Annotated in this window: 11 protein-coding genes; 6 read left to right on the top strand and 5 right to left on the bottom strand. The window is 72.5% G+C overall.

Translation table 11 applies throughout. The annotated features are described in order from the left end of the window. Positions 1–20: 20 nt before the first annotated feature. Both PYR72_RS39505 and PYR72_RS39500 read right to left on the bottom strand, forming a co-directional pair. The gene (locus tag PYR72_RS39505) at positions 21–1,439 is read right to left on the bottom strand and encodes a HEAT repeat domain-containing protein (protein WP_275459735.1); all 1,419 of its coding nucleotides are present in this window, start codon (positions 1,437–1,439) and stop codon (positions 21–23) included. A gap of 302 nt (positions 1,440–1,741) precedes the next feature. Further along, a complete protein-coding gene (locus PYR72_RS39500) occupies positions 1,742–2,134 on the bottom strand; it encodes an ankyrin repeat domain-containing protein (protein ID WP_275459734.1) in 393 nt (130 codons plus the stop codon). Positions 2,135–2,406: 272 nt separating this feature from the next. Between PYR72_RS39500 and PYR72_RS39495 the strand changes: the two genes are divergently transcribed. Beyond that, positions 2,407–2,601 (top strand): hypothetical protein, encoded by a 195-nt coding sequence (locus PYR72_RS39495; protein ID WP_005485586.1) that lies wholly within the window; start codon positions 2,407–2,409, stop codon positions 2,599–2,601. 37 nt (positions 2,602–2,638) lie between these two features. Continuing rightward, on the top strand, positions 2,639–4,189 hold the full coding sequence (locus PYR72_RS39490) for a hypothetical protein (RefSeq protein ID WP_275459733.1): 1,551 nt from the start codon (positions 2,639–2,641) through the stop codon (positions 4,187–4,189). A 33-nt stretch (positions 4,190–4,222) separates the two neighbouring features. Here PYR72_RS39490 and PYR72_RS39485 read toward each other — a convergent pair whose 3' ends face one another. After that, the gene (locus tag PYR72_RS39485) at positions 4,223–5,722 is read right to left on the bottom strand and encodes a PLP-dependent aminotransferase family protein (RefSeq protein ID WP_059083317.1); all 1,500 of its coding nucleotides are present in this window, start codon (positions 5,720–5,722) and stop codon (positions 4,223–4,225) included. A gap of 98 nt (positions 5,723–5,820) precedes the next feature. On the opposite strand from PYR72_RS39485, the gene PYR72_RS39480 reads away from it, so the two are divergent. From PYR72_RS39480 to PYR72_RS39465, 4 genes are all read left to right on the top strand, one after another. Beyond that, the gene (locus tag PYR72_RS39480; RefSeq protein WP_275459732.1) at positions 5,821–6,537 is read left to right on the top strand and encodes a hypothetical protein; all 717 of its coding nucleotides are present in this window, start codon (positions 5,821–5,823) and stop codon (positions 6,535–6,537) included. Then, positions 6,534–7,301 carry a glycerophosphodiester phosphodiesterase gene (locus PYR72_RS39475; protein WP_275459731.1) on the top strand — a complete coding sequence of 256 codons (768 nt, stop codon included), beginning with the start codon at positions 6,534–6,536 and terminating at the stop codon, positions 7,299–7,301. The genes PYR72_RS39480 and PYR72_RS39475 overlap by 4 nt, the downstream gene beginning before the upstream one ends. 41 nt (positions 7,302–7,342) lie before the next feature. Beyond that, positions 7,343–8,716: an MFS transporter gene (locus PYR72_RS39470; protein ID WP_275459730.1), complete on the top strand. Its 1,374-nt coding sequence runs from the start codon at positions 7,343–7,345 to the stop codon at positions 8,714–8,716. A 266-nt stretch (positions 8,717–8,982) separates the two neighbouring features. Further along, complete coding sequence (locus PYR72_RS39465; protein ID WP_003977404.1) at positions 8,983–9,357, top strand: RNA polymerase-binding protein RbpA; 375 nt, start codon at positions 8,983–8,985, stop codon at positions 9,355–9,357. Positions 9,358–9,681: 324 nt separating this feature from the next. Here the strand turns inward: PYR72_RS39465 and fxsA are convergent, their stop codons facing one another. Beyond that, positions 9,682–10,254 (bottom strand): FxsA family membrane protein, encoded by a 573-nt coding sequence (gene fxsA, locus PYR72_RS39460; protein ID WP_275459729.1) that lies wholly within the window; start codon positions 10,252–10,254, stop codon positions 9,682–9,684. Between the two features lie 46 nt (positions 10,255–10,300). Next, positions 10,301–11,098 carry a polyprenol monophosphomannose synthase gene (locus PYR72_RS39455; RefSeq protein ID WP_059083363.1) on the bottom strand — a complete coding sequence of 266 codons (798 nt, stop codon included), beginning with the start codon at positions 11,096–11,098 and terminating at the stop codon, positions 10,301–10,303. Positions 11,099–11,587: the final 489 nt, after the last annotated feature.

Raw genomic sequence — 11,587 nt, 5'->3', positions numbered from 1 at the left:
GCCTCCGGGTCGCCGGGTGTTCACACCGCGGGCATGTCGGGGCCGATCCGGCTGCGTACGGCGGTCTGGACGTCGTCCTCCTCGGCCGGGTCGGCGGCGAGCCGGCGGAGCTGGTCGACGACGCGGGTGTCCCCGGTCTCGGCGTGCCGGGCGGCGATCTCGCGGGTGGTCTCCTCGCAGTCCCAGAGGCATTCGACGGCGAACCCGGCCGCGAAGGAGGGGTCGGTGGCGGCGAGGGCACGGGCGGCGCGGCCGCGGAGATGGGAGGAGGCGGTCTCGCGGTAGATATGGCGCAGGACGGGCGCGGCGCAGGCGATGCCGAGGCGGCCGGTGCCGTCGACGAGGGTCCACAGGGTCGGCGCGTCGGGCCCTTCGCCCCGGACGGCCTCGCGCAGCGCGCCGAGCACCAGGTCGCTGTCCTTGGCCCCGCCGAGGCAGGCGAGCATGCGTCCGGCGGCGGCGCCCAGCGGGTCGGGCCGGTGCACCCAGCCGCGGGCCCGGTCGACGGCGGCCAGACTGCGCATCCGTTCGAAGGCGTCGACGGCGGCCTCCACGACCGTCGTCGTCCCGTCGGTCACGGCGCCCTCGATCAGGTCGAGGGCGTCGGGATCGTTGCCGTCGGCGAGGTAGCGCAGGGCGGTGCAGCGGGCCCCGTCGTCACCGGAGCGGGCCGCGAGGAGGATCTCGGGCCGGTCCTCGGGGCCGGCGACGGCCGTGAGGCACCGGGCGGCCGGCACATGGAGGACGGCCCCGCGTTCGATGCCCTGCTGGGCCCACTCGAACACGGCCTTGACGCTCCACCCCGGCCGGGGGCCGCTCGGCCGCATCTGCCGTTGCCAGCGGTCGAAGCAGCCGGTCTCCTGGGCGGCGCGCACGCGGGTGGCGACCGCCTCCCGGGGATCGTCGGCCCACAGCCGCCAGGGCCGGGGCTCGAAGGCGTCGCGGACGGTGGCGGCCAGTTCGGCCTCGCCCTCGGGGTCGGTGGTGAAGCGGGCCAGCACGGGTTCGGCGAGGGCGCGCAGCCCTTCGTCGTCGTCCCTGAGGGCCAGTTCGTCGAGGGCCCAGGCCCAGCTGGTGCCCACGGCGGCGTATCGGCGCAACAGGTGCAGCGCGTCCCGCCTGCCGTACGAGGCGAGGTGGCCGAGGACCGCGAGGGCCAGGCCGGTGCGTGACTCGTCGGTGTCGAGCACGTCCTCGGCGTCGAAGAGGTGCCGCTCGATCTCGTCCAGCTCACCGCTGAGGTCGAGGTAGAGACGGGCGTAGTACAGGGAGCGGTTCTCCACCTGCCAGTCGTGGCGGGGGTCGCTCAGCACACAGTGGTTCAGTGCCGCGAGCGCCTCGGCCCGCGGGGCGGTGAGCGCGTGCAGGGTGCCGTCGCCGCGGCCCCGCTGCAGCAGGCCGAGCAGCGTACCGCTGGGCGCTATGACCGGTTCGAACATGGGAAACAGCCTCACATCAAGCGTCGACGCAACCGGGGATTCCGCTTTACCTGGCCGCGTGACAACACGTCGGTGCGCCCGCCGTCTCTTGCTTGCTGTAGACCATCTTCCTCTGCCTCTCGTCGGTGGCCCATGCGGGCCGCGTCACGGCCCACGCGGTGCGGCAACACCTGCCCAGCCATCATGTCCGTGAATCACGACGTCATGATGACCCGGCGGTTCTCGCTGCCGCGACCGAAATATCCGGCGGCCCCGTACCGCCTCCCCCGTCTTTCGTGTTCTACCTGGTCAGAACATGTGGATCAGTGTGCTGCGAACAGTTCGAGCAGTTCTGTCTTACCGAACATACGTGCGGTGTCCCTCGCGTTCGGCGTGCCCGCGGCAGGGTCCGCCCCGCCCTCCAGAAGCACCCGGACGACCTCCTCCTCACCCTTGAAAACCGCCCCGGCGAGGGGGGTCTGACCGCGGTCGTTGACGCGGTCGGCCCGACCGCCGCGAGCCAGGAGGGCCCGTACCGCGTCGGCGTGACCGTGGTAGGCGGCGAGCATCACGAGCGAGTCGCCCCGGTCGTTGGTCAGATCGGCCGGAACCCCCGCGTCGACGTACTCCACGAGCGCCTCGGTCTCGCCCCTGCGGGCCAGATCGAAGATCCTGGTCGCCAGCTCCACGACCTCCGGGTCGGGGGCTTCGCTCATCGCCGGGACCACCTCTCACACAACACGCCTCGAGCCGAACGGGTGAATCGCCAGAGTACTGGCTCCCCGCGCACATGAGCGGACCGAGCCGAGGCAAAGATCACACCGAGTCCCGTCCCGCGCAACAGCCCAGCCCGGACGGACCAGCGTGAATTCCGCCATGCGGGCGAAATCCTCAGAATTTCACCCTTTTGCACCTTTTATCGTATGGATACATGCTGTGACCCTGGAAGAACTCATGGTGACTGTCCCCACCAACCAGGAGAACCCACATGATCCTGAACATCTCAGGCGTCGTCCTGCTCGGCGTCATCGTCTTCCTGTTCTTCCGCAAGGACGGCCTGAAGGCGTCGCACTGCATCGTCGTCACCCTCTTCGGGTTCTACCTCGCCAGCACGGGCATCGCCCCGAGCATCACAGCGGGCGGCGAGAGCCTCGCGAGCCTCCTCGGCGGGATCAAGTTCTGACCCCGTCCCCATCCGTACGCACCCCCAGGAGACAGCCGTGGCCCGGGTCCCCCTCCCCCGCATCCTCAGCAGCGGCGGCGCGCACCTCGCCAGGAGCCGGGAGCTGGCCCGCACGGCCGCCGACGGCGCCACCGACGTCCTCCACCCGCTGATCACGATCACGCGTGGACTGCGCCGGCTGGTCGCCGCCGGGCGGCTCAGATGGGCCGAGACCCCGAAGGACCGCCGCGGGTCACTGCTGTTCCTGGTGGCCTCGGTCGTCCTGGTCGTGACCCTGGTGCCGTACGGCCCGCTGCTCGCCGTCATCACCCTGATGGCGGCGGCAGCCTGGGCGGGCAGGGCCGGCGCCGTCCCGGAGCCCACCGGCCCGGACGAGTCGCAGACCCAGCGACTGCGGGCGCTGTACGACGCCCTGGTCCCCTACTTCTCGGCCGCCGAGGACCCCGCGCCCCTCTACACGCACGGGGGCGCCTGGGAGGACGCCTTCCCCGCCTACGCCTTCGACGGCACCGGCCGCATCTGCCATCTGCTGGTCCGGTACCCCGCCTACTTCACCGACGGCGAGCCGGAGGCCCGCGCGCGCATCGAACAGCTGCTGCACGCCAAGGCCGGCCGCGGCCGTGAGTACCGCTTCACCTGGGACGAGGAGGGCAACGAACTCACCGTCGCCGTGCTGCCCCCGCTCGCCCGCGACATCGGCGCCCAGCGCTTCGTCACCGCCCCGGGCGAGACGGTCCTCGGCTTCACCGACGCCGTCCACGTCCAGCGCACCCTTCCCCTGACCTGCGGCGAGGAGCAGCGCGACGTGCCACCGGTCGTCTGGCGCACCGGCCCGGGTTCCACGGAACCGCACCTGCTGGCCGTGGGCGGACCGGGCAGCGGCACGACGACCCTGCTGCGTGCCGTCGCCCTCCAGGCCCTGCAGCACGGCGACGTCGTGATCGTCGAGGGCGGCGGCAGCGGCGAGTACGCCTGGCTCACGGGCCGCGACGGCGTCCTCGCCGTGGAGAGCGGACTGTCCGGAGCCCTGGCGAGCCTGGAGTGGGTCGCCCAGGAGACCGAACGCCGGCTGATCGCCACGAACCGCGCCCGGCAGGCGGGACAGCCCGCGCCCGACGACGTCCGCCGTCCCCTCTGGCTCCTCCTCGACCGCCCGAGCGTGCTGACCCACCTCGCCGCGGCCGAGGACCGGCGCGACCCGCAGTCCCTCCTCCAGGTCCCGCTGCGCCACGGCCGCGCGGTCGACGTCACCGTCGTGATCACCGAGCAGTTCGACCACCTGGACGCGCTGACGGACGCGGTACGCGGCAACACCCGCGCGCGCGTGGTGCTCGGCCCCGCCACCCCCGAACAGACGGAGTCGGTCCTCGGCACGGCGCCCCCGACCACCCCCACCCCGGACGTCCCCCCGGGCCGCGGCTACGTCCGCCTCGGCACCGCCCCCGCCCTCCGTCTCCAGGTGCCCGCCACCCCCGACCCCCACGACGAGGACGCCCCCGAAGCGCTCCGCCGGACGATCCTCGGCCTGCTCCCGGCGCGCACGACGCCGGCGGACTCCCTCACGAAGGCCGCGGTGGCCGAGACCTGAGGCCCCGTCGGCTTCGTCGGCCCAGTCGGCCTCTCAGGCCACGAACGTCCGCGGCCCCTCGCCCCCGCCCGAGGCGCCGTCCCGCACCAGCCGCGCCGCCGCGGCGAGCCGGACGGCCGCCTCGTCGGCCACCGCTCCCCCCACGGTGAACGGCAGCCGCACATACCCCTCGAAGGCCCCGTCCACGCCGAACCGGGGCCCGGACGGCACCCGCACACCGACCCGCTCGCCCACCTCCGCGAGCCGCGACCCCGACAGGCCCCCGGTACGGACCCACAGGGTCAGCCCACCCCGCGGCTCCGAGAACTCCCAGTCCGGCAGCTCCCGGCGCACGGCGGCCACCAGCGCGTCCCGGTTCTCCCTCGCCTGCTCCCGCCGGATGCCCACGGCCTGCGACCAACCACCCGTGCTCATCAGCCAGTTCACGGCCAGCTGCTCCAGCACGGGCGTCCCCAGGTCCGCGTACGCCCGCGCCGCTACCAGGCTCCGGATGACGTCCGGCGCGGCGCGCACCCACCCGATCCGCATCCCCGCCCAGAACGCCTTGCTCGCCGACCCGACCGTGATGACCGTGGACCCCGCCGGGTCGAACGCGCAGACGGGCCGGGGCATCTCCACATCGTCGTCGAGCCACAGTTCGCTCATCGTCTCGTCCGCCACGAGGACCGTCCCGGCACCCCGCGCCGCGTCGACGAGCCCCCGCCTCCGGTCCTCTCCGGCGAGCGCCCCGGTCGGGTTGTGGAAGTCGGCGACGACGTAGGCGAGCCGGGGCGCCGCGTCCCGCAGCACCTGCCGCCACCGGTCCATGTCCCAGCCCGCGAGCCCGTCGGCCATGGCCACCGGCACCAGCCGCGCCCCCGCCTCCCGCATCAGCTGCAGGATGTTGGCGTACGAGGGGGACTCCACCGCGATCCGCTCCCCGCGCCCCGCGAAGAGATGACAGATGGCGTCCATGGCGCCCATGGCGCCGGTCGTCACCATGATCTGCTCAGGCATCGTGGGGATGCCGCGCGCGGTGTAGCGCTCGGCGAGCATGGAGCGCAGCGCGGGCAGTCCGGCCGGGTAGTCGCCGTGCGTGTGGGCGTAGGGCGGCAGCTCCTCCAGCGCGCCCTGCACGGCGCGGGTGAGCCAGGGCTCGGGGGCGGGCAGGGCCGCGCAGCCCAGGTCGATCATGGAACCGAGCGCCTCCGGCGGCAGCGGCTCCAGCCCGCGCGCGGGCAGCGGCTTCCCGGCCGGCACGGCCGTCCAGCTGCCCGCTCCCCGCCGGGACTCCAGGAACCCCTCGGTGCGCAGCGCCTCATAGGCGGCCGCGACGGTCGTACGGCTGACGGAGAGGGCCAGCGCCAGCTCCCGTTCGGCGGGCAGCCGGGCGGCCACCGGCACGCGGCCCTCCAGCACCAGCAGCCGGATCCCGTCGGCCAGCGCCCGGTAGGCGGGCGGGCGCCGGGTGCCGGGGCCCGCGGGGCGTTCCTGCTGCGAGGTGAGCAGCCGCGCGAGCTGTGCCGCTCCGACCGCCGAGGTCCACTGCGCCATGATTCCAGTCCACCTTCCCCGAATTGGCCATGGATGGCATGACTCTCCGAGCCACAGAGTGTCATGCGTCAGGCCACCGGCACCACCAGGGGGAAGCCTTGTCCGCCACACCGCACGAGCATCCGCAGCCGTCCCGCCCGGATCCGGGGGCCCCGCAGGGGCACCGCCCACCGCCCCGCCGCCTCGGCCGCCGGCTGACCCAGCTCTACACCGGACTCGCCCTGTACGGCGCCAGCTCCGCCCTCCTCGTGGAGGCCGGCCTCGGTCTGGAACCGTGGAACGTCCTGCACCAGGGTCTGGCGGAGCTGACCGGCCTGACCATCGGCGTGGTGTCGATCGTGGTGGGCGCGCTGGTGCTCCTGCTGTGGATCCCGCTCCGCCAGCGCCCGGGCCTCGGCACGGTCTCCAACGTCTTCGTGGTCGGCATCGCGATGGACGCCACCCTGGCCCTGGTGCCCGAGGCGCACACGCTGACCGTACGGGTTCCCCTCCTCGTCGCGGGGATCGTGCTCAACGGCGTGGCGACCGGCCTCTACATCGCGGCCCGGTTCGGTCCGGGCCCGCGCGACGGGCTGATGACGGGACTGCACCGCCGCACGGGACGCTCGGTGCGGCTGATGCGGACGGCCGTGGAGATCGCGGTGCTGGCGACCGGCTTCGCCCTCGGCGGCACGGTCGGGGTGGGCACCGCCCTCTACGCCGTCTCCATCGGCCCGCTGGCCCAGCTGTTCCTGCGCCTGTTCGCCGTCCCCTCGGAATCCGGCAGCACGGTCGTTGCCACCGGGCCTTCGAAGCGAGCCATACTGCCCGAGTGACCGACCGCGTACGCCACCCCTATCTCGACCACCCCGGACCGATCGCCTTCGCCCACCGGGGCGGGGCCGCGGACGGTCTGGAGAACACCACGGCCCAGTTCCGGCAGGCGGTGAAGTCGGGTTACCGCTACATCGAGACCGACGTCCACGCCACCCTCGACGGCAAACTGGTCGCCTTCCACGACGCGACCCTGGACCGGGTGACCGACGGGGCGGGCCGGATAGCGGAGCTGCCGTGGAAGGAGATACGGCAGGCGCGCGTGGCGGGTGTCGAGCCGGTCCCCCTCTTCGAGGACCTCCTCGAAGAGTTCCCCGAGGTCCGCTGGAACGTGGACCTCAAGGCGGAGTCCGCGCTCCACCCGCTCCTCAACCTGATCGCCCGTACCGGGTCCTTCGACCGCGTCTGCGTCGGCTCCTTCTCCGAGGCCCGGGTCGCGCGCGCCCAGCGCCTCGCCGGACCGCGCCTGGCCACCTCGTACGGGACCGGCGGCGTCCTGGGCCTGCGGCTGCGGTCCTGGGGAGTGCCCGCCGCCCTGCGCCGCACGGCGGTCGCCGCGCAGGTGCCCGAGGCGCAGGCGGGGGTGCCCGTGGTCGACCCCCGGTTCCTGCGCGCCGCCCACGCGCGCGGGCTGCAGGTCCACGTCTGGACCGTGAACGAACCGCAACGTATGCACCGGCTCCTGGACCTGGGCGTCGATGGCATCATGACCGATCACATCGACACGCTGCGCAAGGTGCTTGAGGACCGGGGGACCTGGGTCTGACGCCCGCACGCGGCCCGTTCACGGGGAAGCGAGGGGCACGGGTGGGCACCGACACCGTGCGGACGGACTCGGCCGACGAGGCCGCGGACAGGCGGCGCGAACAACGCGGCTGGTACTTCTACGACTGGGCCTGCTCCGTCTACTCGACCAGCGTCCTGACCGTGTTCCTCGGCCCCTATCTGACCGAGGTCGCCAAGTCCGCCGCCGACGGGGACGGTTATGTCCATCCCCTGGGCATACCGGTGCGCGCCGGCTCCTTCTTCGCGTACTCGGTGTCCCTGTCGGTGATCCTCGCCGTCGTGATCATGCCGCTGGTGGGTGCGGCCGCCGACCGCACGGGCCGTAAGAAGCCCCTTCTGGGCGCGGCCGCGTACGTCGGCGCGGGCGCGACCGCCGGGATGTTCTTCCTGGATGGCGACCGCTACCTCCTCGGCGGGGTCCTGCTGATCGTCGCGAACGCGGCGCAGTCCGTGGCGATGATGCTCTACAACTCCTATCTCCCGCAGATCGCGCCTCCCGAGGAGCGCGACGCGGTCTCCTCGCGGGGCTGGGCGTTCGGCTACGCGGCCGGTTCGCTGGTCCTCGTCGGAAACCTGGTCCTCTTCACCGCCCATGACTCCTTCGGCGTCTCCGAGGGCATGGCCGTACGTATCTGTCTGGCCTCGGCGGGCCTGTGGTGGGGCGCCTTCACCCTGATCCCGCTGAGCCGGCTGCGCGACCGTCGCGGCCCGGCGGGCGGCGCCGACGGCGCCGGGGACACGGCGGAGAAGACCGTCCCCGGTCTGCGCCAGCTCGCGGCGACCGTCCGCGACATGCGCCGCCACCCGCTGACCCTCGGCTTCCTCCTCGCCTACCTCGTCTACAACGACGGCATCCAGACGGTGATCTCCCAGGCCTCGGTGTACGGCTCCGAGGAACTCGGCCTGGAGCAGTCCACGCTCATCGTGGCGGTGCTGCTGGTGCAGATCCTGGCGGTGGGCGGCGCCCTCGGCATGGGCTTGCTCTCCCGCCGCTACGGCGCCAAGCGGACGATCCTCGGCTCCTTGGTCGCCTGGACGCTGATCCTCGGCGCCGGCTACTTCCTCCCGGCGGGCGCCCCCGTCTGGTTCTTCGTCCTCGCCTCGGGCATCGGTCTGGTCCTCGGCGGCAGTCAGGCCCTCTCCCGCTCGCTCTTCTCCCACCTCGTCCCGCGGGGCAAGGAGGCCGAGTACTTCTCCGCGTACGAGATGAGCGACCGCGGCATGAGCTGGCTGGGCCCGTTGCTGTTCGGTGTGACGTACCAGCTGACCGGAAGTTACCGGGACGCGATCATCTCGCTGGTCGCCTTCTTCGTGCTCGGATTCGCCCTGCTGGCAAGGGTTCCGGTGCGGCGGGCGATCAGCGACGCGGGCAATCCCGTACCGGACAGGATTTAGCGCCAGGAGCGAAAGGGCTGTAGTGTACGCGTTTGGCCTGCCAGGCGTACCGTTACTGCGCGTCAAAGATGCCGAAACGCTGGGTGACATCTGCTGTCAGATGTGACAAACCGGGCGCGGGTGGGTACAACAAGGGCGGCTACGACGGCGACGCACGACCCGAAACGGGACACGGGACGGGAATCTTTACCGCCGACCGGACGTTGACCGGATGACGACGACAGCGACACCTGTCCTGTGGGCGACAAGCCCGGGAGGCACGATTCATGAGTGAGCGAGCTCTTCGCGGCACGCGCCTCGTGGTGACCAGCTACGAGACGGACCGCGGCATCGACCTGGCCCCGCGCCAGGCCGTGGAGTACGCATGCGAGAAGGGGCACCGCTTCGAGATGCCCTTCTCGGTCGAGGCGGAGATTCCGCCGGAGTGGGAGTGCAAGGTCTGCGGGGCCCAGGCACTCCTCGTGGACGGCGACGGCCCTGAGGAAAAGAAGGCCAAGCCCGCGCGTACGCATTGGGACATGCTGATGGAGCGGCGCACCCGTGAGGAGCTCGAAGAGGTCCTCGAAGAGCGCCTTGCGGTTCTCCGCTCCGGTGCGATGAACATCGCGGTGCATCCGCGAGACAGCCGCAAGTCCGCGTAGCCCCTCCGGGGGTCGGGCGGACACACAGCGCAACCTACGACCGCGGGCGCCGTACGAACGTGTACGGCGCCCGCGGTCTTCGCTGTGCGCCGGGGCCGCCCTTCGGTGCGCTGTCGGGTGCGGGCCCGGTGGGGCTTCTCGCGCAGTTCCCCGCGCCCCTAGAAACCCAGGCCCTGCGGGCCTGAAAAGCATGGGGCGCAGCCCCTGCTTTTCAGGGGCGCGGGGAACTGCGCGACCCGCCCCCACCGGGCGGACGCATGGGGGTCGAAGGGGCGCAGCCCCTTGAGGATGGGACGGGTAGGGGCGGCGGGGGCGAGAAAACCCTCAGCGGTTCAGCGGCGGGTAGGGATCGGAGGACGGCGGCGTGTCGTCGCGGATCACCTCGCCCTGTACGACCTTCCCGTCGGGCCGCCGCATCCGCGCCTGCTGGAACGCGTCACCGAGCCCCCCGGCACTCGCCTCCCGCAGCTTCCGCTCGAACGTCCGCTCCGTGTAGCGCCCGAGCGCCCTCTGCACCGGCGGAATCAGCAGCACCAGCCCCACCGCGTCGGACACCAGGCCGGGCAGCATCAGCAGCAGACCCCCCAGCATCAGGAACCCGTTGCCCTCGCTCCGCCCGGCGCCCGCGCCGGGCGCGCCCGCACCCTGCTGCTGTTGCAGCGTCTCGGACAGGGCCCGGAACGCCCGCCTCCCGGCCCGCTTGACCACCGCGGAGCCCGCGACGAAGCCGGCGACGAGAAGCAGGAACACCGTGAAACCGCCGGCCGCGCCCGCGACCACCGTGAGCAGCCAGATCTCCAGCACCAGCCAGGCGGCGACGCCCAACGGCAGAAGCGTGCGCAGCCGGGAACGCCGGGGCCGGGCGGGGTAGGTCGAGGACGGAACGCCAGTCGTCATGCTCCCAGTGTGCCTGGCACCGGCTCAGCACGGGATAAGGGGATGATCAGGTCTTCTTGTCGTCCCGGCCCAGTACCTTGCCGACCCGCTCCCCCACGCCCCACGCCGTGACCCGCCACAGCGCCTCGACGAAGATGTCGCGGCTCATCTTGGAGTCGCCGTGTTCGCGCTCGACGAAGGTGATGGGCACCTCGACGACGTGGTAGCCGGCCCTGATCGTGCGGCGCGCGAGGTCGACCTGGAAGCAGTAGCCCTGGGAGGCGACCTCGTCGAGGCCGAGCCCTTCCAGGGTCTCGCGGCGGAAGGCCCGGTAGCCGCCGGTGACGTCGCGGACCGGCACGTCGAGCAGGACGCGGGAGTAGAGGCTCCCGCCGCGGGAGATGTACTCGCGCGACTTGGGCCAGTTCACCACGCGCCCGCCCGGGACCCAGCGGGAGCCGAGGACGAGGTCGGCGCCCTTGAGCGCGGTCAGCAGCCGGGGCAGTTCCTCGGGCCGGTGCGAGCCGTCGGCGTCCATCTCGACGAGGACGCCGTAGCCGTGCTCCATGCCCCAGCGGAAGCCCGCGAGATAGGCGGCGCCCAGCCCTTCCTTGCCCTTGCGGTGCAGCACCTGCACATGGTCGTCCTCGGCGGCCAGTTCGTCGGCGAGCTTGCCGGTGCCGTCGGGGCTGTTGTCGTCGGCCACCAGGACGTGCGCCTCGGGAACGGCCTTCCGTACCCGGGCGACGATCGCCTTGATGTTCTCCGCCTCGTTGTAGGTCGGAATGATCACCAAGACCGTGCCGAGCGGGCCGAACCGCCTCTCCTGGCCTTCCGCCGCGATCGTCCCGTCGCCGTCGTTCACCGCTGCCCCTTCAGTTCCTCCGTGCGCAGAGGACCACCATAGTGGCCACGGCCTGCACGGGAGTGTCGGCCGTGTCCACAGGGGTCTCGATTCGACAGGGGGTGTACGGGAGCGCGCTCTGCGTAGTCCCGCGCCCCCTCGGCACCACTGTGCCGCCCCCGCGCGACGGAGTACAGACCGCGGCGGAGTCCGGACCGCGGCGAAGCCCGGACGTGTACCGGGACGTCGACTGCGGATGGGGGCCCGACGCCCTTCGGGCCGACCTGGGGCCCGCTGGCTGCGAGACCGAAAGCCGTTGTCTACTGAGCGTCCGGGCCCCACCCGGGTCGCACCTGTCCGACCTGGCCGGAACGTTCCCTCGCCGGAGCGCTAAGCCTGGGCCTGGCTGCCGGTGGCGGTGCGCCGGTGCGGCACACCAACCCTGACCCAGCGGCGCCCCGACGACCGCGCGGAAGGTTCCCCGGCCGGACGTGCGGTGGTGGACCCGGC

The organism is Streptomyces sp. VNUA24, assembly GCF_029167005.1.
In the GTDB taxonomy this organism is placed as follows: Bacteria; Actinomycetota; Actinomycetes; order Streptomycetales; family Streptomycetaceae; genus Streptomyces; species Streptomyces scabiei.
Note: the sequence above shows the minus strand (reverse complement) of the source record. Positions and strands in the feature narration are given on the sequence as shown.